This is a genomic window from Bifidobacterium apousia, assembly GCF_007559275.1.
Taxonomy (GTDB): domain Bacteria; phylum Actinomycetota; class Actinomycetes; order Actinomycetales; family Bifidobacteriaceae; genus Bombiscardovia; species Bombiscardovia apousia.
In genome coordinates this window covers 100,075-122,463 of the sequence record NZ_VMHK01000002.1, presented here as the reverse complement: position 1 = coordinate 122,463, position 22,389 = coordinate 100,075, and the positions used below count along the sequence as shown (strand labels likewise).

Sequence of the window (22,389 nt, the reverse complement as noted above, 5' to 3'; positions counted from 1 at the left end):
GGAGTCGTGAACCCTTTTGGTTCACAGGGCAAAAAGCTACCCCCCCCCCGACACGGCACGGTCCGACAATATCCAAACAGTCAGGTTTTTATAAACGAACAGAAGAGAACGTATGAACGCAAGAGATTACTAAGCCAACAGACCCCTTGGCACGAAGAGTGTTTGAGTGCGCAGACGGCGATCCACGCCCATGCCCTCCGGAGCCTGCCGCCCCGGCTCGATCATGGACAGGAGCATATCAACGCCCTGGCGGCCCATGCGATCCACCTGTTGGGAGATGACCGACACCTGGGGGCTGATCAGTTGAAAAACCTCCAAGTCGTCGAAGGAGACCATGGGCACGCGCGAGCGCAGATCGCCGTCCCACTCCATGGCGACGGCCTTGATGGCATCAGCCGAGTATCCGAAGATGACAGCGTCAACCCCTTGGCCAAGCAGGCCGTGCATGGTCGCAGCCGCCCGGGGACGATCCTCAAACCCCTGGCGGACCACCAATCCTGTCAGCCCCTGACGGACATCTACGCAGTCCAGAAAAGCCTGCTCACGCTCGCGAAAAGTATAGGAGCGGCTCTCCGGGCCCGGAACAAAGGCCACTCGTCTGCTTCCTCTTGTTACCAGAGCGTCCAGGGCAGCCTCCATGCCAGGCACAGGATCGGAATCCACCAAAGGGACACCGGGCAGGGTCTGGTCGGGACGATCCACGAAAACCACAGGGAATTCCCTTGCCAACATGGTGCGCAACATGGGTGAGGTGGGCCCGTCAGGCACGACCAAAACGCCGTCCATATGCCGAGACAGAAGGATGCGGTAATAGTCCTCCTGCCTGCTGGCCTGGCAAGAGGACACGCCGATCAGGGGCGCATAGCCTGCCGAGTAGAGCTGGTCCTGGACGGCATAGACCAGCTCGGAGAAATAAGGGTTGCGGATGTCGGGGACCAGCAGGCCAACGGCATGCGAGCGCGAGGAACGCATGGAACGGGCGCGGCTGTCGGGGATATAGCCCAGCTCCATGGCCGCCCTGCGGACCCTGTCCTTGGTGGGCGGCGAAATGCGCCCCTTGTCGTTGAGCGCCTGGGAGACCGTGGATACGGACATGCCCGCCTGCTTGGCCACATCACTGATGGTCACCGACATGGGAACCCTCCGTCGACCCCTACCGAGATCGGTTGTCTTGCTTCGGACGAGACCGACAGCGGCCGGCCTGCACGAACCTCTCGTGAGTTCCCAGTATAGAGGCATATGATGCAACCTTTCATCACGGCGAGGCAGGATCGGCTGGCTTGGACTAGAGTGGTCTTGTTCGCGCGGCTGGTGGCAGCAGCCGTGGCACATATCGCAGAATTCCATCGGTCAAGACCGTACCGGATCGTCGCGCGGGCTCCTCACCTTCCCGTAGCGGCCCCGATGCGGATGGGCACCAGGGGTGCCGGAGAGGCAAGGTGACAGTGATGAGCATGTCGAGGAACAGTGGCTTCAGGAGAGTTCCCGGCCACAACCTGATCGTGCGGGCGCTCGCCCTAACAGCTGCGCTCTGCATGGCAGCCACGAGCGCAGCCTGCGGGGCCAAGGGGGCAGACGACAAGGCCGATGACGGCTCCAAACTGTCCTTCATGCTGGATTGGACGCCCAACACCAATCATGTGGGCATCTACGTGGCCCGGCACCTGGGCTACTTCGACAAGGCCGGCCTGAAGCTGACCATCCTGCCGACGGCCCAGGCAGGAGCCGAGACCTCCGTCCAGAACTGGGTCGCCGACGTGGGCTTCTCCAAGCTGAGCAACCTGGCCACCTTCAACTCCCAGGGAGCCGACCTGCGGCAGGTCTTCAACATAGGCCAGCATTCCGTGGCGCGGTGGTGCTCGCTGGCCTCGCGCACCGACATCCAGACCCCCAAGGACTTCGACGACAAGACCTTCGTCAGCTTCGGTTCGGCTGAGCAGACAGCCGTAGTCAAGCAGATGATCCGTTATGCGGGCGGCAAGGGCGACTTCAAGCGGGTGACCAGCGGCACCAACACCTTCGCCACCCTGACCAGCGGCAAGGGCGACTTCGCCGGTTTCTACGCCAATTGGGAGGGAGTGGAGAGCGAGCTCAAGGGCCCGGCTCTGCACTGCTTCACCCAGGCCGACTGGGGAGTGCCCGGCAACCCCGACCAGCTGGGCTTCGTGGTCAAGAATTCCTGGCTGCAGCAGGCCGGTCACCGTCGCGCCCTGACGGCATTTGTCAAGGCCTGTCTGAAGGGATACAACTACGCCCTGAGCCATCCCGACCAGGCGGCGGACATCCTGGTCAAGGAGACCAAGGGATCAGCCATCGACCCGACCCTGGCCAAGCGCTCCATGGAGAGCATCGTCAAGGAGGGGTACTGGGTCGACAGCCCGGATCAAAAGAGCATCAGCGGGCTGATCAATGTCAAGGATGCCCAGGACTATCTGGACTTCCAGTTCAAGGCGGGCACCTACAAGGGCGCCAAGAAGGGCGATCCCAATAAAGCCCCTCAGGCCACTGACCTGTGGACCGATCGCTACGTTCGGGAAGCAGCCGGTCGATGAAGGTAGGGAAGCAGGGCAGAACCCGGGCGCTGCCTCCGACCCTCACTCTGCTGGCGCTCTTGATCATCTGGGAGCTGGCAGCCCGCCTGGGAGGAGTCAGCGAACAGGCCCTACCGGCGCCCAGCCGAATCCTGGTTGCCACAGTGCAGTCCCGAGAGGATCTGCTGCCCGCTACCGCCATCACCGCCCTTGAGGGTCTGCTGGGCTTCCTGCTGGCCTCGGTCCTGGGAATAGTGATCGGCCTGGCACTCTACAGCTGGCGCACCCTGCATGATGCCCTCTACCCCCTGATCGCCGGCGCCCAGATGATCCCGCTGATCACCATCGCCCCCCTGTTCGTGATCTGGTTCGGATTCGAGCCACTGGGCAAGGTGGTCATCGTGGCCGTCTTCGCCCTCTTTCCCATCGTGGTCCAGACCTACCGAGGCCTCAAGTCCGTGCCCCGTTTCTACCAGGACGTGGCCCTGAACTGCGGGGCAACTCGGACCTGGACCCTCTGGCACGTCAAGCTTCGGGTGGCCGCCGGGCAGATCTTCGGCGGCTTGCGCATCAGCGCCGCCTATGTCTTCGCCACAGCGGCCACCTCAGAGTATCTGGGCGCCAGAAACGGCCTGGGCATATGGCTGCAGTCGGCCTTCAATTCCTTTAGAACCCCGTTGATCTTCTCAGCAACTTTGGTCATCATCCTGCTGACCGCCGTCCTACTGGCCCTGATCACCCTGACCGAACGGCTACTGCTGGGCGATGCCGGCGATGATCATATGGTCAATCCGGACGACGAGTGAAGAGTCCCCCATCCCCTGCACTATTCATGGCTATCAAGCGGAAGAACCGGCCTGCCATAATAGGAACATACGGAAAAGTCAGATTCAGGAATATCAATAGAAGATGAGAGGGACGACATCCATGAGCCATCCAGATGATACGAACAACGGGAACCAGACCCCCAATGACCAAGGTTCGGCCAACGGCTGGCCCCAGAATGACCACACAGACGGAACCGGCTCAGGGCCCGCAGTCTACCTGAATCAGCCTCAGCCAGGACAATCCGGCCATGCGCCGGCAGCTTCAGACCAAAGCGACGTGTACCATCCGATCAGCGAAGCCCAAAGACCTGCCGACGATTACCGCCGGGAACAGCCGTACCAAGGGCAGCCATACGGTCAACAGCCGCAGGGTCAACAGCCAGACTACAACCAGCAACAGCCCTATGGTCAGCAGTACTACGGGCAGCAGCAGGCACCCTATGGTCAAGGGCCGAATCCCGGCCAGGCCAATGGTCAGCCCAATGGCGCAACCCCTCCGACTGGCTATGCGCCGGGCAACCCTTATCAATCGCCCGCGGGTTGGCCACAGGCCAGCTACCAACCCGGCCCCCAGGTCCCGCAGTATCCGGCCTACCCCTATGCGGATGCCGGATTCAACGGCGAGCCGCCACTGAACGCACCCTGGTACGGCATTGACTTCGTAAACGCTTGCAAGCGTTTCTTCGTCAAATATTCCGTCTTCTCCGGGAGGGCCTCCCGCGGAGAATTCTGGTGGGTTGTTCTGATGATCTTTTTCATCGACCTTGCGATCTCGATCATCACCTCAGGATCCATCTTTGTGGGACGGATTCTGTCCCTCCTGGTCACCCTTGGACTTTTCATACCCAATCTGGCTGTAGGCATACGGCGGCTTCACGACACCAACATGTCCGGCTACTGGATACTCCTGCCCTTTGCAAGCGAGCTGGTGGGCGCCATCCCTCTGGTCTTCGCCATCTTGGCTATTATTGATGGGCATCCGGGATCCTCGCTCTCCCTGCTTGGCTTGGGCGCATTGATCATGATCGCCGGAACCGTCGCCGGGATCATTCTGCTGGCCCGACCCAGCGATCCACGAGGAGCCCGTTTCGATCGCTGAGTCCAGCCAGCCCTTCGCCTTGGACGATAGCAAGGCGAAGGGCAGAAGGTCTCAGAGCTCCACAGGAGGCTTGTTGGGATCCTCGGGCACATGGGCGAACTTGGCCTGCAGGGCTTCGCGGCTCTTGCGCTCGTCATCTTCCTTGGCCTTGCGCTTGGCCTCCTCGGGATCCCAGAGCACCTCCTGACGATGATGGTCCCACTCGGCACCTGCCAGAGGAGCCAGCAGGTCTGCGAAAGCCTCCGGATCATCCAGTAACCCCAACGCTCGGACGACATCCTCGCCGGACAGGAAAGCCCGGGGAATGCCCAGCCGCTCGTTGAGCTCATTGACATAGACCAGTATTGGCGCAGCGGCCGCAGCGTGATCAGGGTCAGCGCCTGCACGCCGAAGCAGATCACGGCAAATCGCCAGGCTGGTGGCCAGGGCCCGGGCCACTCCCTCCTTGCTTTGCGGAGATTTTGGGGATGTGCTCTGGCCATCCAAGGACTGTTCGACCTTGGCCACGCCGGCGGCCATATCCTGCTGCCGAGCCTGATCCCAGCCGCTGCCCAAGGTTTCAGCCAAATCCGCAAGCATCTTGGACCGGTCTTCCTGCGCCTGTGCAGCCGCCTCGATGGCATCATTGGCCGCCATAAGGGCATCCACCAGATCCTGCGGACGACCAGGAATGTCCTCAGCGCCCTCATAGACGTATTCAGCGTCGGGGATGGTCACATCCTCTCCCGTCATCAACTGCGCCAGCACCATGCTGATGCGCACCTGCAGGTCCTCCGCATACTTGGCGTCGTTGGCCAGATGTTCGGCATTCGTCAAGGGCCAAAGGTCTACCAGCCTGGCCCCCTGTTCAGCCGCCTGGGCCACGGCGGGCCGCCCGGCTATGGCCTCCAGGCTTCCCTCTACAGCCACCATGATCATCACGCTCCTTCATCGGGTTCTCGGACAGTCATCCACGACAGTATCCTCAGCCATCCTAGGCCGTGCAAGCAGTCTTCACACGCCTGCCGCCGGGTCCGCGTAGGTGATTCCCAGCACTTTGCCGGTGTCACAATCCAGGGTGATGGAGGTCACCGAGGCCAGAGCGGTGGCTCGAAGGAACATGTTGTGCTCGGGGTGGCCGGTCTCCAAGAGATGACGGTACGACCAGATGGGCGACTCATGCGAGACGGCCAGGATCTGCGCATCAGGATGGCTACGGACCACCTGCCGGACGAAATCCCCCACTCGCCGGGCGATCTGCCGATAGGACTCCCCCCAGCTGGGTCGGCGCAGGTCCAGGATCAGCCGCAGGTTGGAGGGCCGCCAGAGGGCCCCCTGCCCGCGTCCGATACGCTTGCCGCGGAATTCGTTGCCGGCCTCGATCAGACGACGGTCATAGACAGGCTCCAATGGTTTCAAACCGTGCTGGACACGAGCTGGGTTGATCTGCTCAAGCAGGATGGCTGTGGTCTCCCTGGTCCTGTCCAGCGGAGAGGAGTAAACGGCTTCCAGATCGCGCATGCCAGGAGCCTCGGCCATAAAATGGGCCGTCGCCTCGACCATGGCCCTGCCTCTGTCGGACAAATGGAATCCCGGCAATCGCTCATAGAGAATATGATCGGGATTATCAACCTGGCCATGACGGACGAAATGAATGGTCGTCGCAGGCACGACCCACCTCCCAAGCTCCCCGGCAGACCCGATTAGAGACCATGGCGGGGGGTAGAATTATCAGTATCCCAATGGCGCCCATCAGGCGCCGATATGGTTACCACTGTAGCAGTCCCCCAGCAGCCCTATATCCCTTTCATGCATCTGGAAGGTTCTGGAGAAAACATGCTTCGGGACTGCGAAAACACTTAAGGAATGTGAGGTGAACAACCCATGCCACGGCAATTGAAAGCGGCTCTGGTCGAAGCCGGTCACAGGGTCTTCGGGGGATACTCGGCGCTCCTGCGACTGCCTCACACGGCACGGTTCGCAGTGGGGTCGGTTATCGCCTCCATGCCCTTCCCCATGGTGGGCATGACCATCACCATCTCGGTGCAGCACTACTACGGCAGCTACTCCTTGGCCGGAGCCCTGACCGCCATCCAGGCCGTGGCCCTGGCCCTGGTCAGCCCCATGCTGGGCAAGATGGTCGACAAGTTCGGCCAGCGACAGGTCTCCATCCCCACGGTTCTGGTCTGGATCGTCGCAGCCACGGTCCTGATCACAGCCATCACCGCCCACGCCCCCACCTGGGTGCTCTACCTGGTCACCCCGTTCATGGCGGCCATTCCGCCCTGGGGAGCCATGAGCCGTAGTCGGTGGACGCATCTGCTGCGCGGCGACCACCGAGCCACCAACCAGGCCCTGTCCCTGTCAGGGGTCTTCGACGAGGCCATGTGGGTGATCGGCAACCCGCTGGCCTCCATCCTGGCGGTCATTTCAGGCGTATTGGCCTTCTCCTTTACCGGGATCTGTGTGCTGGTCGGGGCCTTTATGTTCCTATCCTGCCGAGAGACCGAGCCGCCCTCGCAGACGGACATGTCCCGCGCCCAGGGCATCACCCGCAAGGAGTACCGGGAGCATCAGGCTCAACAGGTGGCTCGTCTGCGGGACCAGGAGGGTGGGAACAGCCGCAGCGGGGCCTTCTGGAGCGCCGGCATGATTGCCGTCTGCGCCACTTGGTTCGGCCTGGGAGCCTTCCAGAGCGCCGCATCCATCTCTATCATCGCCTTCGCCACCGAACAGGGGATGAAGCAGATGACCGGATTCGTCTTCGCCTGCTTCTCCTTCAGTTCCCTGGTCGGTGCCCTGCTTTACGGGGCCAAGAACTGGACCATCCCCCTCTGGAAGCGTTTCTACTTCTGCCTGCTGGTAGTCAACCTGGGCATCGGAACCTTCATGTTCGCCAGGAATCTGTGGACCATCATGATCATCTACCTGATCATCGGCGTCTGCCAGGCACCCACCTGGATCAACGGCAACCAGCTCATGCTCCACCTGGTGCCGCCCATCCGCTTCACCGAAGGCATGGCTTGGCTGAGCGCCATGAATTCGATCGGGTCCTCAGCGGGTTCGGCTGTGGCCGGGCAGTTCATCGACCGTTACGGATCCCAAGGCGGGTTCGGGGTGGTCACTGCTCTGGCTCTGACCTCGCTGGCCATCGCCTTTGTAGGGTTCCGTCAAATCCGAAACAGCACCGAGGAACCCATTCTGACCGAACTGCCCGCCTGAGGGCGCAACGTAAGGCTTTTGCGCACAAGCGGCTCCCGCTACCCCGCGAGCACAGCAGGAATGATTGAATGGGCTATCGTGCGTAGATTAATCGGACAGCTGCTCAAGTTCGGCATCGTGGGCGTCATCGCCTTCCTGATTGACATCGGCATCATGAATCTGCTAATCATGGGGCCGCACCTGAACAATGTCCTAGCTGGGGCCATCTCCTTCCTGATCTCCCTGGTCTTCAACTATCTGGCCAGCATGCGTTACGTCTTCAAGCATAGGGAGGACATGGCCCGGTGGATGGAGATGGCGGTCTTTCTGGTCTCCTCGGTGATCGGCCTGGGGATCAATGAGGTGATCCTGTGGATGGGCACTGCCATGCTGCCGCCGGACGCCATCACCACCATGCACGCCCGTTACCTGCTCTACGCCAACATCGCCAAGATCACAGCCACCGTGGTGGTGGCTATCTGGAACTTCCTGATCCGCAAGTGGCTGCTGGATGCTCCCGCCCCCGGCAAGCCGGTCGACCCCCGTTCTGTGGCTCACCGTCTGGGGGCCTGGTCCCTGAGTCATCGTCCCTTCGGCTGGCGCTAAGCCAGCCGGCCCGGTCGAGGCTACTATGGGACGGGAATAGTCAGCCATCCGCCAGACGAACCGAATCATTCTGATTGGTCATGCCGGACGGACCGGAAAGGAAGCACCATGCCCGTCATCCACACCCATGTAAGCACACCCATCACTGCAGAACAGCGCGAACGGATCAAGACCGCCTACGGCAAGGCCATCACCGCTGTCCCTGGCAAGTCCGAGGGCTGGCTCATGTGCCCCTTCGAGTCGGACATGCCCATCTATTTCGGCGGTGACGACAGCAAGCCTGCAGCCTATGTCGAGGTCAACGTCTTCGGCAGCGACGTACCCAAGTCCGCCTGGGAAAGCTTGACCAAGACCATCATGGACACGCTGGAATCTGAGCTGTCCATCCCCAAGAACCGCACCTACATCCGCTATACGGCCACCACCGACTGGGGCTGGAATGGCGGCAATTTCTAGGCGAACGAACCGCCGTAACACATAAGGAGGCCTTCCCGCGCATATATCTGCTGCGGGAAGGCCTCCTGCTTAAGCCCAGATCCCTATTGCAAAAAGAATCGTTATGGGATAGTAGATCAGATTTACTACTCGGCGACGACCTTGACCGTGAAAGCGGCCGAGATCTCGGGGTGCAGGGCCACAGTGGCCGGGAACTCGCCAGTGGTCTTGATGGTCTCCACCGAAATGGCTCGGGGATCCACATCGGCCAAGGGGCGAAGAGCCTGGGCGATGGCATCATTGGAGATGCCGCCGAAGAGCTTGCCTGAATCAGACACCTTGGCTGCGATCTCGACGGTCTGGCCATCGATGGCGGTCTTGGCTGCCACGGCATCCTCACGGGTGGCCATGGACTTGGCACGGCGTGCCCGCTGCAGGGACTCGATCTGTGCAGCTGCGCCCTTGGACCAGGCGAAAGCCAGTCCCTGGGGGATCAGGAAGTTGCGCGCATAGCCGGGCTTGACCCCGACAACGTCGCCCTTATGACCCAGATCGGTCACGGTATCGGTCAGAATTACCTTGGTTTCCTTTGCCATAATCCGGACCTCCCTCAGCGACCGTTGGTGGCGTAGGGCAGCAGGGCCATCTCGCGGGCGTTCTTGATAGCCTTGGAGATCTCGCGCTGCTCCTGGACGGTAACACCGGTGATGCGGCGGGAACGGATCTTGCCCCGGTCCGAGATGAACTTGCGCAGCAGAGCCACGTCCTTGTAATCAATGGTATGAATCTTGGCAGCCCTCAGAGGATTCGGCTTCTTCTTGAAGGGCTTGACCGGCGGTTGCGGCCTTTTACGTGACATTGGTACTCCTTAAATAAATGATGACGCTATGAAACTTCAGAATTCGGGATCGTCTCCAGAACCACCGAACTCGCCGGTGGACCCAAAGGATCCGAAGGAATCGCCGGATCCGGTCGATGACCAAGGATCCTGGGCCGGGGCCTGCTGGCTCTGCGCTGGCTGCTGACGACCCATAGGGGCCGATGCCGCGCCGGCGCCACCCTGGTAGGATGCCCCACCCTGGTAGCCGCCGTTGTTGGAGCCGGCGAAACCGCCGCGAGATCCTCCGCCACCGGTGTTGGCGTTCCTGGTGACCTGAGCGGTGTTCCGTGTCAGTGCAGGTCCGATCTCATCCAGACGCAGCTCCACAACCGTGCGGTTGTTGCCCTCACGATCCTGATAGGAGCGCTGCACTAGACGACCTTGGGCGATTACCCTCATGCCCTTAGTCAGACTGGCCTGAATGTTGGAAGCCATGGGACTGTAGGTGGAATCCCAAGCCGAGCAACGCATGAAGAGCGAGTCGCCATCCTCCCATTGCCCCGAGTTCCTATTGAACTGTCTGGGCGTGGACGCGATGGTCAGGTTGGCCACCGTGCCTCCGTTGGAGGTCGTACGCACCTCCGGATCCGCAGTGAGATTGCCCACCACGGTGATGTATGTATCTCCCGCCATGTCACGACCTTTCCTCGGAGTGAGGACTTGGGAATGGGCCTCCTGGGGGCGAATCCCGCACCCTTGGACTTTCGACGCGAGGGCCGGACGTCAGCCGACGCTTCTATGTCCTTTTGCTGTTTGCTTACTTGTCATCCTTGCGAAGAATCTTGGTGCGGATGACGGACTCGTTCAGGTTGAGCACACGATCGAGCTCAGCGCTGGCGGAGGGCTCGCAGGTGTACTCGACCACCACGTAGTTGCCTTCCTTGTGCTTGTCGATCTCGTAGGCCAGCTTGCGACGACCCCAGACATCGATGTTGTCGACGGAGCCGCCTTCCTTGGTGACCACCTCGAGATACTGGTCGGTCAGCTTCTTCAGCGAGCGCTCATCCATGGCCGGATCGGCAATGAACATCAATTCATACTTGTGCGCAGACATCACCCACCTCCTTTGGACTTACAGGTCACGGACCTTCCGTGACAGGAGGGTGTTTAAAGCCGGCGGACCGGCTTGTATGTAACGCCGGAACCACCAAACAATGTTTCTATAATATACCGTTAGCCGGACTGAACCACGGCAAGGATGCTGAACAAAAACCATTTGCTTCACATCCCATTAGAAACCATCCATCTACGATTTGCCGTAGCCGCTGTAAAACAGAGACAAATCGGTATGGAGAAGGAGGAAGCTTACAAGCATTAAATACCGGTCGGTTCTCCGCACAGTGCAAGATCATGAGAAGGCTCCACTAGACTGGCTGCTATGACAGTTAGCCAAGACCTGGTATCCATCATCATCCCTGTGTACAACTCGGCCCAGTACTTGCCATACTGCCTTGATTCCATCTGCGGGCAGACCTACCAACACCTGCAGATTATTCTCGTGGACGATGGATCCACAGACGGATCCAGCGACATTTGTGACCGATACGCGGCCCGAGATCATCGCATCCAGGTGATACACCAGGAAAACCAAGGCATCTCCATAGCCCAAAACGCAGGTCTTGATGCCAGCAAGGGCCGCTATTTGGCTTTCGCTGACAACGACGATGTCCTTGACAGGAGAAACATCGAGCTACTTCTCCACGCCCTGAAATCTACTGATGCCGACATGAGCAAAGCCAGATGGCAGCAATTTGGCTCTTCCCAAATAGGATCTATTGTCAATGAAGCTGCTCACGGTGCTGCCACACCCCGAAGCATCCAGGTTTTCACTAACCCCCTCAAGGCCTATCAAACCTACTTCTGCAAGAGTCTTCGGATCTTTATGGACATGACGGGCAAATCTGGTGAGGCCAGGTATTTCAACGAGGCCAATTGGTGCAGACTTTACAAAGCTGGGCTGTGGGAAGGCATCCGCTTCCCCCCCGGCCGCTATGCGCAGGACATCATGGTGGCTGGCCCGCTATACCGACGAATGTCTAAGGTAGCAGACATTGATACGGTTCTGTACTACTGGCTGCAGTCTCCCTCGTCCGTAACGCATGCCCTCCGCAGTATGAACTTCTACCGAGATAACGTCGCTGCAGGCCTGACAAATTTCAAACTAGCTCTGGACAGTGGGATCACCCCTATGCGTAGCTACTACTCTATTTGGGATGGACTCCGGTCGGAAACCGCTGCAGCAGGGTCAGACCCGAAAAACCAGCAGAAACTGCGTCTAGACCGGAAGCGAGCCGATGCCCTCTTCCAGAGCATGGGGCTTTTCCAGAGAATCCGTTGCACCATCTCGACCTGGGTCAGGCATCTAGAAAAGCTGGTCTATGACGCCCGGATCAAGAATATGGCCTAGCCGGCTGGATGTTCAGTCCTCTCGGATCCAAAAGTTACCTGAAGTTCTGGAGAGATTGGGATTGTAGTAGGGATCGTTTTCAACCGCCTCGACGTGTTTACGCCGGAAAACCTCCGACTCTCTTTCCAACCTCGCCCTTTTCTGCTTGTCCTTGGCATCGCTTCCCCGGGTCACCGATTCGAAATGGTAGAGCTCAGCCTCATGGGCCCAGACATTGTCCTTGCCCAGCTGATCATGAATCCGCGCACACAAATCAACGTCGTTGTATGCAATCGCGAGATCCTCGTCGAAACCGGACACAGCTTGGAAATCCTTGGCCTTGACCATACAACATGCCGCCGTTACGGCGTAGTAGTTGACGTTCTCGATGAGTCTGCCGAAATAGCCAAGGTGGGTCCGCGGCGTACCGACCATGATATGCCCGGCCACGCCTCCAAGCCCCAGAACAATGCCGGCATGTTGGATGGTGTTGACGGGGTAATAGAGCTTCGCGCCAACAACCCCCACCCGCTGCAGCTGGGCGAAGGAGACCATGCGCGTCATCCAGAGCGGACTGATGACCTGGGTGTCGTCGTTCAGGAAGAGAAGGTACTCCCCTCTCGCCTCCCTGGCGGCCAGGTTGTTGATGCGGGAGAAGTTGAAGGGAATATCCAGTTCCAGCACCCTGAACCGGTCGCCCAGGCGCTCCTTGTACCTGGCATACAGCTTCTTCATGGCCGGGTTCCTGCTGCCGTTATCGGCAATGAGCACCTCATAGTTGGGGTATTGGGTCTTCCCGATCAGCGAATCCATGCACCGCTCAATATTGTCATAGCCATCCTTGGTGGGAATAATCACTGACACCAAGGCCGAGCTGTCAATTCCATAGTGGACGTCGTAAATGCCACTTGGGCCCGCGGATACCACCTCGGCGTCAATTCCCCTGCGTCCCATGGCCGAGCGAAGCGCACGTACTCCTGCTTCGGATGCATAATCTTTGGCACCACTGCTGGAGGCGGTCGAGGTGGGCAGAGTTCTCCAGTGATAGAGCACCTTTGCTATGTGCTGGATCCTTGAAGACTCGGTCTGCTCAATGAACCGCAGAAGCATGTCGTAATCCTGGGAACCTTCATATCCCGTCCGAAAACCACCGATTTTATTGACAATAGACCTTCGGTAAACACCCAAATGACTGATGTAGTTTGTGCTCAGGAGAAGATCAGGCTCGTAGTCAGGCTTAAAATGCGGATCAAACCGATGACCCTGCTCGTCCACCTTGTCCTCATCGCTATAGACCAAGTCCGTTTCAGGTTTTGCATTGAGTCGCTTAACCACCTCAAAAAGGGCCTGAGGAGACAGTTCATCATCATTGTCGACTAGAGCTATGAATTCTCCGGTTGCAACATCGAGGGCTGAGTTGGTTGCCCGCGATATGTGCCCGTTCTCTGTTCTGAACACAACCTTGATACGCTCGTCCTCTGTGCTCAGTTGTTTGAGAACTTCAGCCACACGTGGATCCGTGGAACAATCATCAGCCAGGCAGAGCTCCCAGTTGGAGTAATACTGGTTGCGGACGGAATCCACACAGGCACGCAACCACCGTGGCTCGACGTTATAGACAGGTACCAGGATAGAGATCAGAGGCTTATATGCGAACCCTTCGATATTGGACTCAACAACCGCTCTATCGTAATGCTCTGTGCGAGCGATGAGCTTTCTGTAAGCTTTCTTCTGCCGGCGAGGTGCCAAGAAGCGATCAGAAATGCGCCGGGCAAGACGACGCGGATGCCTTATAGCAGCAGCCCGTCTGAGCAGATCCTCGAACCTTGACATCGCCCGTGAGTGAGGCACTTTCAAAGCCATTGAAACCTGACCGGAAGGGCCTGAAAAGACCAGCGCGGGGCGCTCAGCGCGAAAGGCCGCCAGCCCGTTTGGCAAACCGATCCTTACCTTGAACCCAAGCTCTGAATCGATGGGCATGGCCATGGCCATATTCACGTCTGGACGAAGTACCCGCTCCATTTTTTCCAGACGGACATTCTCATCGGGTGATATGTCGATCAACGCCGGCTCATGCGCTTCTAAGTCAGCAGCCCAACCTGTAACCGTAATGGCGGAGGAATCCGAAGAAATCAGAATCTGGTCAATGGATCCCTCGACGGGGGCGTGGCCTGGCTCCAGGGAGGGGAAGAAAGCCGAGGCGAAAGGATCAACCAAGTCCTTATGAGCAGCCAGATATCTATCCAAGTCGTCGCGGGATATCTCCGTCAGATTTTCTGTTTTGTCGACAAAGAGGGAATAAGGCTGCCAGAGAGCGGTAAGCCCATGCTCCTGCTGCAGTCTCGCACAGTAGTCAATGCCCTGAAGACCTGCAGGAAGAGACTCATCGAACCCTCTCATTCTCTCGAAATCCTGCCGTCTAGTGACCATGCAGTCCTCCGTAACGGCGAACATATCTCGAGGTAGAAGGTCACGGAAGTAGTAACCGATGCCCTGATCCCAATCTCCTCGCATTTCAAAAGGCCGGCCTGCTTTCATTGCCCGAAGAGTAACCCCCACATTGGCAACACGGCCTTGATCATCCATGATTTTGCCACCGACTACGCCAACCTTATTGTCACGGATATAGTTGACCATCTCGGTCAGCCAGTCAGCTCTCTTGGGGCTCTTCCTATCCAAGAAAACCAAGAGGTCCTCGTCGCAGCCGCGCGAAACTTCGTCACAACTTTTCCCGCCAGTCGGCACAAACCTCACCCGAGGATAGTCTGTTCTTGCCTCAAGTTCATGGAGCATTTCTTCCGAATATCCTGAAGCAACAACAGCCACTGAGGGTGTTTCGCCATGGTAGTCGATCTTGTAAGTGCCCAGGTTATCGAGCATACTGACATTGCCATCGATCCCCCGACGCTCAAGAGCATCTTCGAGCGCAGACTTGCCAGCCTTATAAGCATACATCTTGCTACGGGGGTCCCCCGCCACGGAGCTGGAAAGGGTCCTCCAGTGATACATAATTTGTGGAATGTGGTGAACCTTCTTCGCCTGCTCGGTCGCTCTGAGAACGAAGTCGTAGTCCTGGCTCCCGTCGAAGGCTGGGTTCAAGCCTCCGACTTTCTGCAGTAAGGCTCTAGAAACGGTCACGAAGTGGGTAATGTAGTTATGGCTCAGCAAGAGGTGTGGAGAAAAATCCGGCTTGAAGAAGGGATCAAATCTGATTCCTTTTTCTGTGATTTTATCCTCATCCGTGTAGATAAAATCAATGGTGGGATCTGAATTGATCGCCACGACCACTTCGTAGAGGGCGTTGGGGGCAAGCTCATCGTCATTGTCCATGAAGCCGATATATTGCCCCTTGGCTAGCTCGATTGCAGAGTTCGTGGCAGCAGCTATGCCACCATTCTTCTCCCTGAACACTGCGTGGATTCGAGGATCACTGGCGGATATGTCTTTCAGCAGTGTCCGCACTGACCCATCAGAAGAGTGGTCGTCAGCCAAGCACAGTTCCCAGTTTGAGTACCATTGGTCTCTCATGGAGTCCACACACTTGCGCAGCCATTGCTCATCCACGTTGTACACGGGAATCACTATCGAAATTAGTGGTTTCTCGGCAAACCCCTCTATGGCACGCTTCGCCGTCTCGGGATTTTCTACCTCGTGGGTCCGTATCCACTCGTCATAGAACTTCTGCCGCTTGGTAACCTTTCTCTTCAAATGCTTCAACAAAGCCCTCACATTGGCCGAGAAGGAATCTCGAATAAGACGGTAGGCAATCTGCTTCAGGCGTTGCCTCTTCCTATCTTTTCTGAGTCTCTGTTCCAAGCGGGACAGGTCTATCTGAATCGGTCGCTCAGCACCATTAATCATGAAGAAAAGACTGAATGACTTCTTGTCAGCGGGAACTACAGCAGCAAATCCTGGTCGAGCCGACGATTCCAGCTCAAAAGTCGTGGTGATGTCCGGTCTGGCCTGCCGTTCAACGGTTACATCCTTATCTTTTGATCGCATGCCCAACTCGATCTTGCGATAGGTATCCACAGCCCAACCGGACACCGTTACGGTGCCAGCCGTGGGGTTTCTCACCAGATCCTCAATGGAAATCTCATAATTTGTGGCGCTATGAACGATCATCCTTTTTCTTCCTCGTCTTCGCACTTCTGAGAGCCCTACGGATTTTGATCAATAAGGCCACAAGCGTCTGACTCCTGAATCGTTGCCACCGCTCAAGATCAGCACGGTCGCTGTCCTGATGCCTTCGGATCCTTTCGGTCAATATGGCCAGAGGCTGAGGAGGGACATGGTCAAGAGGATATACGCGAGCAGTCAGTGATACCTCCCTGCCCGGCGGATCTGTTTCAATATAAAGTTGAGGATCAGCAGAGAGAAAGAACAGAGTACCCGCATTCTCAAAAGAGGCATTTGAGCTAACTTTCACCTTGGCTGCAGCAGCTGCATGGACAGTTAGATCGGTAATCAGGCATGGCAGTTCGCCAAAATCGATTCGAAAGATGCTATGATCCCCCGCCGGTATTTCAAGATGGTTCTCCTCATGCATGGATTCACAAAGTGTCGTCTGGTCGTCAATAGAAAAAGCTCTATTCTTACCTCGGAACAGTTGGATCTGTTGCCGGTAAAAAGCCAATCTGGGGTTGTTGGCTAGTTGGTTGGAGCGGACATAATCCTCGACCATCTGGCTGTTCCGAAATAGATAATCGACATAACCCTTATCTATGCCTGTTAAAGACTCTGGTCTGGCAGACATGTCGCCAACTACCCGGTCCACGGCCCCGTCAATGGCAAAGCGACGAATGAACTCATCGTGCCGAGCTGTCTGAAAATCGCAGGCGGCAGTATATCCCTCAAGAATCTGAGCCGCTAAGGTCGGGCCATCGATTATGCTCCGGCGATTGATTTCATCAACCAAGGATGGGCAGGACCCCTCCATTCTGCCAGAGAAATTGAACCGAGCAGCCTGCTCATAGTTTTCCGCCGTCAAATAGCCTGGTCCGCCAAATCTGTCATAGATGAAGACTGGTATGCCCTGAACCAGGCAGTATTGCACGGTCTTACCGATGGTTACGACGCAATCATATCTGTCCAGCAGATCCGGCGTCGTCAAAGAGTTGGCTTGCTCGGTCACATCGCCCAGCCGGTCCACCATTAGGCCCCGCGCTTTGAGGGAGTCAACTGCTCGGAGAAGTTCGGACGGTGTATGGTTTGAGACAATGAGAATTCTGCCCAAGTCAGGTCGAATGGTATGACGCTTCTCGACGAAGCTCATCGGTGCAGGGTTGGGATATATGGCAAGGCGTGAATCGTCCTTGGAAAAGTACCCCTGCTGAGCCTCGAGAGTTCCTGAGGAATTGAATACGATCCGATCCGCAATCCGGTTCTCCAAATCATATGTATAGGGCTGCTCCAGATGGACTTCACGATAAGGAGACATATGAGAGAAGACCACGCACGGGCGCGGACCGGAACCCAGTCCTTCGAGCTGTTGGAAAAAGGTCTTAGGCAGGACCTCATGCTGTACCCAGATGAGGTCAAAATCCGTCATGTGCAAGTCTGCAGAATCCACCATATTGCTGGTAATGATCCGAACACCGGACTGAGCGAATAAGGAACCGACAAGATCATCGACAATCCAGGCATAGACCGTAACGATACATCCGACACTCTGAAGATATCGGGCCAGCTCTAGAGCTTGGACCTCACTACCTCCTATGCGATCCAAAGAGCTCTGGGTAATGAGTACACGTTTGCCCTGCATTCGCCTAGATGTCATCATCAAATCAGCTTTACACTGATCCTAGGGTGAGTCAAGCTTTGGTCATAGAGCTTAGCCTTGCGAACCTGGAACTGATACACAGTCGATTGCTTGAGTAGAAGGTCGTTTCCTGAGGCGGCTGCGATATTGACGTGATAATCTCCAGAAGCCAACACATTCTCGATTTCGAATACAATTTCATGACGTCCCTTAGTGAAGGTGTCTTTGTCCGAATTGACCTTGTTCGAGGTGGCCAGAGCCACCCTGCCCTGCTGATCAATTAGGTTGATGGCGAAGACTCCACGAGGTATATCCCGATCACACTCGAACACGATCTTTATAGTGAAGTTCTGGTTTATATCGAGGAGCTGTGTGCTCCTCCCGTTGGTTGTGACCTGTACATCAACCATCCGGATTCCGTTACCATGCTCCAGGCGAACGGCTTCATTGTCTTTCTGCACGGCTTTCTGCTGCTGCTCTAGGAAGTAATCGGAATATGCGCTGGCCACGTCATCCGGCATGCCGAACTTGGAGATTACTCCATCTTGTATCAGCATGGCCTTATTGCAGAACTTGCGCACATCGCTCATAGAGTGGGTGACCAGGATTATGGTTTTCTTCTCACGCTTGGCTTCGAAGAAATAATCCTGACATTTCTTTTGGAAAGCCTCGTCTCCTACAGCCAGTACCTCATCCAAAACAAGGATGTCACCCTGAGATTTGATTGCTACAGAGAAAGCAAGCCGCACCTGCATGCCACTGGAGTAGTTCTTCAGCTTCTGCTCCATGAAGTCACCCAACTCAGCAAAGTCGACGATATCATCGTACATATCATCGATCTCTTCCCTGGTAAACCCAAGCATGGCGCCATTCAGGTATACGTTCTCCCTGCCCGTAAGTTCAGGGTTGAATCCCACGCCCAACTCGATAAAAGGCACCAATTTCCCATTGACCTGGACTTTACCGCTGTTGGGAGAGTAAATCCGGGAGATGATCTTCAGAAGGGTGGACTTTCCGGAACCGTTCTTGCCGACAATACCGAAGAAGTCGCCTTTCTTTATCTCGAAGGAAATGTCCTTGAGCACGTGCTGAATGGTGTATCCATTCTGACGACGAATAGTGTTGAAGACGACACCTTTAAGGCTGTTGGTCTTCTCATAGGGCAGTTTAAAGTCTTTGGACACATGGGAAACCCTCAGAGCCACATCCTCAGGCAAGCTGTCGGTTTTATTTGAAAACTTCATTTATACCAGCTCCGCGAAGTACTTAGATTTAACAGTAAAGAACCTCAGGCCTAACAGGAAGATCAGCAGGGAAAAAACGACGGGCCAGCAGGCGATAAAAAAGTTGCTTTCCCATTCCCATAATGTGGGGTTAGCCGGGGAAATCAGCACATGTCGGGCATCCTGCACTATCTGGGCCATAGGGTTCAGTAAGAGGTCCAGCTTGGCAAAAATAGGGCCATAGATGCCAGCCTTGGAGGAAATCATGCTAATCGGATAGATGATTGGCGTTGCATAAAACCCGGCCTGAGTCACGACCTCCCAGATAGGGTTCAGGTCGCGCAAGTTAACATAGAGCGCACTAAGAAAGAAAGCGATGCCCAAGGCCAAGAGATACAGTTCAAATACAATTGGTACAATGAGCAGGTTAGACCACGATGGTTTGACACCATTGATCAAGGCGAAGACGATGACAACGATAAAGTTGAATCCGAAATTGATCAGGGCACTCATAGATGATGCGACAACAACCACATACTTGGAGAAGTAAATCTTACGCAGAAGGTCTCCATGCCCTACAATCGAGAGCATACCTCCTGTCGTTGTTTCATTGAAGAGGTTCCATAGTATGATGCCAAGTAAGAGCGCCACTGCAAAGTGCGGCACGTCTGCTCCGAAACGCATGAAGCGCACAAAGACAACATACATAATGGCAAAGAGCATAAGAGGCTTGAGAACCGACCACAGGTACCCCAAGACAGATTCCTGATACCGCAACTTAAAGTCTGTGGAGACCATGGCCTTGAGCAACAGTCGATTCTTTTTGTTGAAAATTTCTGTAATCTTCAATGCTATCTCCCCAGTGGTTCCTGAGCACAGAATCTGCACCTCTCGATGCAGGTTCCTGAATCGTCAGGCTTGATCCACATGTTTCTTGAAGATGATCTTGTTGTTGGCAACATCCAACAGATGCTGCCCGTATGGAGACTTGCCATACCTCTGGCCTGCTTCAACCAATTCTTCACGGGTGATCCAGCCATTCTCATAGGCCACCTCCTCCACAACAGCGATAGGCAGGCCTTGAGCCTTTTGAACAGTTCTGACGAATTCGCCGGCTTCATAGAGGGAATCCATGGTCCCTGTGTCCAGCCATGCATAGCCGCGTCCCAGTGTCTGAACACATAGTGATCCATCTTGAAGGTAAAGACGATTCAGATCAGTGATTTCCAACTCACCGCGTGCCGAGGGCCTAACCTGCTTAGCGAACTCAGTGACCCTCTCGTCATAAAAGTACAGTCCGGTCACCGCATAGTTGCTGGCCGGATGCTCTGGTTTCTCCTCAATGCTGACGACCTTGTTGTCTTTGTCGAACTCGACCACGCCGTACCGCTCCGGATCGTCCACGTAATAGCCGAACACCGTTGCCCCGTGCTGGTTGCCGGCTGCACTCCTCAAAGTGCGACCAAGGCCGTTCCCGTAGAAGATGTTGTCGCCCAGAACCAAGGCACAGGGTTCGCCATCGATGAAGTCCTCACCCAGGATGAATGCCTGGGCCAGACCGTCCGGGCTGGGTTGGATCTTGTAGGAGAGTCTAATGCCATACCGGCTCCCATCGCCTAGGAGTCGCTGGAAATTACCTATGTCCATCGGGGTGGAAATGATCAGTATCTCGTTTATTCCCGCCATCATGAGAACACTCAGGGGGTAATAGATCATAGGCTTGTCATACACCGGAAGCAGCTGCTTGGAAGTGACGGTGGTCAGCGGATACAGCCGCGTGCCCGAACCGCCTGCAAGAATGATGCCTCTCATCACGTGACGCCTTTCTTAAGACTCTTACATCCGTGTCAAACTTAAGACAGCTTACTGCCGACCGCCAGCAGGAATCGATGAGTGACAAAATCTCTGCGGTTCCCCCGCATAGCGGTCTGGCCGGGAGCAGGATACTCAGCGGGAGTCGAGAATGGACTGGATGTAATCCGTTAGGGCGCCCTCCCAATCCTTGGGATGGAAGCCGGCGGCTCTGATTTTATCCAGAGAGAGGGCACTGTTTGTCGGACGCGGGGAAATAGGGCCGGCGGCTCCCGCATAGTAGTCCTCGGTCGATACCGGTTTCACCTTGTCGCCGTTGCCATTGGTCTGCTCGAAGACGCGACTTGCAATTTCGGCCCAAGAGGCGATAGACCCCGAGCCGGTCAGGTTGTAGGTACCGTATGGCGCCCGCGAATCCAGGAGGTGGAAGATGGCTGCAGCCATATCATCGGTGAAGGTCAGCCTGCCAACTTGGTCGTCTACGACGGTAACTGAGTCGAGACCGTCATCAGGATTAGCCACTCGGTCGGAAAGCCTCATCATGGTCTTAACGAAATTATGCCCCTGACCAATCACCCAGCTGGAGCGGAGAATGTAATGGCGGGGTATATTCGAAACCGCTATGTCCCCTGCGGCCTTGGTCTGACCGTACACGCCGAGAGGGGCGAAGGGCTCGGACTCAGTGTGCTCCTCCTGATGCCCATCGAAAACGTAATCACTGGAGACATGCACCAAGGTCATGTTGTGTTCTTCCGCGACCTTGGCCAGCATTGCCGGCCCTACGGCGTTGGACTTCCAAGCATCCTGCCGCCCCTGGTCCGTCTCAGCCATATCGACCGCGGTATAGGCACCCGCATTGATGATGGTACCGTACAGACTCCAGTCGAACTGGTCGTATGCCTCAGGATCGGAGAAATCGAAGTCCTCGATGTTCGTGAATTCGAACCCTTGAAGATCGTGGTCCTGCACATACTGACGGATGGACCGCCCCAGCTGGCCGCTAGCGCCGGTCACCAGGGTTCGGCGCGGAGCCATGGGCTTGGCCTGGGCCAGCATGGGGTGGTTTTTATCCGCTTCACTCAGTTCGCACTGATCAAGCGGTATGGGCCACTCAATGCCGAGCCGGGGGTCAGCGAGGTTAACGAAGGTATAGGTCTTCTTCTGCTCCGGGGACCAGTGGGCATTGACCAGATAGGTGTAGACCGTATTATCGGCCAGGGCCTGGAAACTGTTGCCCACTCCCCTAGGTACATAGATGGCTTTGGAGGGATCCAGCCGGGTGGTGAACACCTGTCCGAACCCTTCGCCTGGGCGGAGGTCCACCCAGGCACCGAAAATCTCACCGCTCCCGATGGAAATGAACTTGTCCCAGGGCTCGGCATGGATACCGCGGGTAACGCCACGGCTGGCATTGAAGCTGATGTTGTTTTGCACCGGGTGGAAATCAGGCAGACCGAGTTCCGTCATCTTGGCCCGTTGCCAGTTCTCCTTGAACCAGCCTCGGTTGTCACCGTGCACTGGCAGGTCAAAGACCAAAAGCCCGGGAATGTTGGTCTTGGTGACCTTCAACTCTTTTTCGAAATCAAAAGACATGGTTACTATTTAGTCACTTTCTTACGGGATCGATCATCTTTCATCACTAGGGGGAA

The 22,389-nt window shown here is 56.5% G+C and carries 20 protein-coding genes; 7 read left to right on the top strand and 13 right to left on the bottom strand.

From position 1 onward, the window contains the following. Nucleotides 1–129 precede the first annotated feature (129 nt). Complete coding sequence (locus tag FPK30_RS03325) at nt 130–1,134, bottom strand: LacI family DNA-binding transcriptional regulator (RefSeq protein ID WP_186279354.1); 1,005 nt, start codon at nt 1,132–1,134, stop codon at nt 130–132. 314 nt (nt 1,135–1,448) lie between these two features. Here FPK30_RS03325 and FPK30_RS03320 point away from each other — a divergent pair, with 314 nt between their 5' ends. The 3 genes from FPK30_RS03320 (at nt 1,449) to FPK30_RS03310 (ending at nt 4,457) form a co-directional block, all read left to right on the top strand. Beyond that, the gene (locus FPK30_RS03320; protein ID WP_144085293.1) at nt 1,449–2,552 is read left to right on the top strand and encodes an ABC transporter substrate-binding protein; all 1,104 of its coding nucleotides are present in this window, start codon (nt 1,449–1,451) and stop codon (nt 2,550–2,552) included. Continuing rightward, entirely contained in the window at nt 2,549–3,337 is a 789-nt protein-coding gene (locus FPK30_RS03315; RefSeq protein ID WP_144085292.1) for an ABC transporter permease, read from the top strand. The genes FPK30_RS03320 and FPK30_RS03315 overlap by 4 nt, the downstream gene beginning before the upstream one ends. Before the next feature lie 121 nt (nt 3,338–3,458). Further along, nucleotides 3,459–4,457 (top strand): DUF805 domain-containing protein, encoded by a 999-nt coding sequence (locus tag FPK30_RS03310; RefSeq protein ID WP_186279353.1) that lies wholly within the window; start codon nt 3,459–3,461, stop codon nt 4,455–4,457. Between the two features lie 51 nt (nt 4,458–4,508). Here the strand turns inward: FPK30_RS03310 and FPK30_RS03305 are convergent, their stop codons facing one another. Together FPK30_RS03305 and FPK30_RS03300 are read right to left on the bottom strand one after the other, a co-directional pair. After that, entirely contained in the window at nt 4,509–5,369 is an 861-nt protein-coding gene (locus tag FPK30_RS03305; protein ID WP_232345830.1) for a hypothetical protein, read from the bottom strand. A gap of 81 nt (nt 5,370–5,450) precedes the next feature. After that, complete coding sequence (locus tag FPK30_RS03300) at nt 5,451–6,107, bottom strand: histidine phosphatase family protein (protein ID WP_144085290.1); 657 nt, start codon at nt 6,105–6,107, stop codon at nt 5,451–5,453. A gap of 213 nt (nt 6,108–6,320) precedes the next feature. On the opposite strand from FPK30_RS03300, the gene FPK30_RS03295 reads away from it, so the two are divergent. The 3 genes from FPK30_RS03295 (at nt 6,321) to FPK30_RS03285 (ending at nt 8,699) form a co-directional block, all read left to right on the top strand. Continuing rightward, complete coding sequence (locus tag FPK30_RS03295; protein WP_144085289.1) at nt 6,321–7,658, top strand: MFS transporter; 1,338 nt, start codon at nt 6,321–6,323, stop codon at nt 7,656–7,658. Nucleotides 7,659–7,736: 78 nt separating this feature from the next. Beyond that, a complete protein-coding gene (locus tag FPK30_RS03290; RefSeq protein WP_144085288.1) occupies nt 7,737–8,243 on the top strand; it encodes a GtrA family protein in 507 nt (168 codons plus the stop codon). 108 nt (nt 8,244–8,351) lie between these two features. Continuing rightward, nucleotides 8,352–8,699, top strand: a complete 348-nt coding sequence (locus tag FPK30_RS03285; protein WP_101431892.1) for a phenylpyruvate tautomerase MIF-related protein — start codon at nt 8,352–8,354, stop codon at nt 8,697–8,699. Between the two features lie 125 nt (nt 8,700–8,824). Here the strand turns inward: FPK30_RS03285 and rplI are convergent, their stop codons facing one another. From rplI to rpsF, 4 genes are all read right to left on the bottom strand, one after another. Then, on the bottom strand, nt 8,825–9,274 hold the full coding sequence (gene rplI, locus FPK30_RS03280) for a 50S ribosomal protein L9 (protein ID WP_144085287.1): 450 nt from the start codon (nt 9,272–9,274) through the stop codon (nt 8,825–8,827). Between the two features lie 14 nt (nt 9,275–9,288). Further along, nucleotides 9,289–9,537, bottom strand: coding sequence for a 30S ribosomal protein S18 (gene rpsR / locus FPK30_RS03275; RefSeq protein ID WP_015021310.1), 249 nt, complete (start codon nt 9,535–9,537; stop codon nt 9,289–9,291). Nucleotides 9,538–9,573: 36 nt separating this feature from the next. Continuing rightward, entirely contained in the window at nt 9,574–10,191 is a 618-nt protein-coding gene (locus FPK30_RS03270; protein WP_045923912.1) for a single-stranded DNA-binding protein, read from the bottom strand. 124 nt (nt 10,192–10,315) lie between these two features. Continuing rightward, a complete protein-coding gene (gene rpsF / locus FPK30_RS03265; protein WP_015021308.1) occupies nt 10,316–10,612 on the bottom strand; it encodes a 30S ribosomal protein S6 in 297 nt (98 codons plus the stop codon). A gap of 324 nt (nt 10,613–10,936) precedes the next feature. Between rpsF and FPK30_RS03260 the strand changes: the two genes are divergently transcribed. After that, nucleotides 10,937–11,965 carry a glycosyltransferase family 2 protein gene (locus FPK30_RS03260; RefSeq protein WP_144085286.1) on the top strand — a complete coding sequence of 343 codons (1,029 nt, stop codon included), beginning with the start codon at nt 10,937–10,939 and terminating at the stop codon, nt 11,963–11,965. Nucleotides 11,966–11,977: 12 nt separating this feature from the next. Here the strand turns inward: FPK30_RS03260 and FPK30_RS03255 are convergent, their stop codons facing one another. The 6 genes from FPK30_RS03255 to FPK30_RS03230 all read right to left on the bottom strand — a co-directional run bounded on the left by FPK30_RS03255 (nt 11,978) and on the right by FPK30_RS03230 (nt 22,333). Then, a complete protein-coding gene (locus FPK30_RS03255; protein WP_144085285.1) occupies nt 11,978–16,069 on the bottom strand; it encodes a glycosyltransferase in 4,092 nt (1,363 codons plus the stop codon). Further along, on the bottom strand, nt 16,056–17,708 hold the full coding sequence (locus tag FPK30_RS03250; protein ID WP_144085284.1) for a glycosyltransferase family protein: 1,653 nt from the start codon (nt 17,706–17,708) through the stop codon (nt 16,056–16,058). Before FPK30_RS03250 ends, FPK30_RS03255 begins: the two co-directional genes overlap by 14 nt. A 17-nt stretch (nt 17,709–17,725) precedes the next feature. Beyond that, the gene (locus FPK30_RS03245) at nt 17,726–18,949 is read right to left on the bottom strand and encodes an ABC transporter ATP-binding protein (protein ID WP_144085283.1); all 1,224 of its coding nucleotides are present in this window, start codon (nt 18,947–18,949) and stop codon (nt 17,726–17,728) included. Continuing rightward, the gene (locus FPK30_RS03240) at nt 18,950–19,777 is read right to left on the bottom strand and encodes an ABC transporter permease (RefSeq protein ID WP_082067665.1); all 828 of its coding nucleotides are present in this window, start codon (nt 19,775–19,777) and stop codon (nt 18,950–18,952) included. A gap of 63 nt (nt 19,778–19,840) precedes the next feature. After that, entirely contained in the window at nt 19,841–20,740 is a 900-nt protein-coding gene (gene rfbA, locus FPK30_RS03235; RefSeq protein WP_024628093.1) for a glucose-1-phosphate thymidylyltransferase RfbA, read from the bottom strand. Between the two features lie 135 nt (nt 20,741–20,875). Then, the gene (locus FPK30_RS03230; protein ID WP_144085282.1) at nt 20,876–22,333 is read right to left on the bottom strand and encodes a sugar nucleotide-binding protein; all 1,458 of its coding nucleotides are present in this window, start codon (nt 22,331–22,333) and stop codon (nt 20,876–20,878) included. Between the last annotated feature and the right edge of the window lie 56 nt (nt 22,334–22,389).

What these genes read in the sequence shown, in the direction of transcription:
- FPK30_RS03325 (WP_186279354.1), bottom strand. Translation starts at nt 1,134, where the DNA reads ATGTCGGTGACCATCAGTGATGTGGCCAAGCAGGCGGGCATGTCCGTA.
- FPK30_RS03320 (WP_144085293.1), top strand. Translation starts at nt 1,449, where the DNA reads ATGAGCATGTCGAGGAACAGTGGCTTCAGGAGAGTTCCCGGCCACAAC.
- FPK30_RS03315 (WP_144085292.1), top strand. Translation starts at nt 2,549, where the DNA reads ATGAAGGTAGGGAAGCAGGGCAGAACCCGGGCGCTGCCTCCGACCCTC.
- FPK30_RS03310 (WP_186279353.1), top strand. Translation starts at nt 3,459, where the DNA reads ATGAGCCATCCAGATGATACGAACAACGGGAACCAGACCCCCAATGAC.
- FPK30_RS03305 (WP_232345830.1), bottom strand. Translation starts at nt 5,369, where the DNA reads ATGGTGGCTGTAGAGGGAAGCCTGGAGGCCATAGCCGGGCGGCCCGCC.
- FPK30_RS03295 (WP_144085289.1), top strand. Translation starts at nt 6,321, where the DNA reads ATGCCACGGCAATTGAAAGCGGCTCTGGTCGAAGCCGGTCACAGGGTC.
- FPK30_RS03285 (WP_101431892.1), top strand. Translation starts at nt 8,352, where the DNA reads ATGCCCGTCATCCACACCCATGTAAGCACACCCATCACTGCAGAACAG.
- rplI (WP_144085287.1), bottom strand. Translation starts at nt 9,274, where the DNA reads ATGGCAAAGGAAACCAAGGTAATTCTGACCGATACCGTGACCGATCTG.
- rpsR (WP_015021310.1), bottom strand. Translation starts at nt 9,537, where the DNA reads ATGTCACGTAAAAGGCCGCAACCGCCGGTCAAGCCCTTCAAGAAGAAG.
- FPK30_RS03270 (WP_045923912.1), bottom strand. Translation starts at nt 10,191, where the DNA reads ATGGCGGGAGATACATACATCACCGTGGTGGGCAATCTCACTGCGGAT.
- rpsF (WP_015021308.1), bottom strand. Translation starts at nt 10,612, where the DNA reads ATGTCTGCGCACAAGTATGAATTGATGTTCATTGCCGATCCGGCCATG.
- FPK30_RS03260 (WP_144085286.1), top strand. Translation starts at nt 10,937, where the DNA reads ATGACAGTTAGCCAAGACCTGGTATCCATCATCATCCCTGTGTACAAC.
- FPK30_RS03255 (WP_144085285.1), bottom strand. Translation starts at nt 16,069, where the DNA reads ATGATCGTTCATAGCGCCACAAATTATGAGATTTCCATTGAGGATCTG.
- FPK30_RS03250 (WP_144085284.1), bottom strand. Translation starts at nt 17,708, where the DNA reads ATGCAGGGCAAACGTGTACTCATTACCCAGAGCTCTTTGGATCGCATA.
- FPK30_RS03245 (WP_144085283.1), bottom strand. Translation starts at nt 18,949, where the DNA reads ATGAAGTTTTCAAATAAAACCGACAGCTTGCCTGAGGATGTGGCTCTG.
- rfbA (WP_024628093.1), bottom strand. Translation starts at nt 20,740, where the DNA reads ATGAGAGGCATCATTCTTGCAGGCGGTTCGGGCACGCGGCTGTATCCG.
- FPK30_RS03230 (WP_144085282.1), bottom strand. Translation starts at nt 22,333, where the DNA reads ATGTCTTTTGATTTCGAAAAAGAGTTGAAGGTCACCAAGACCAACATT.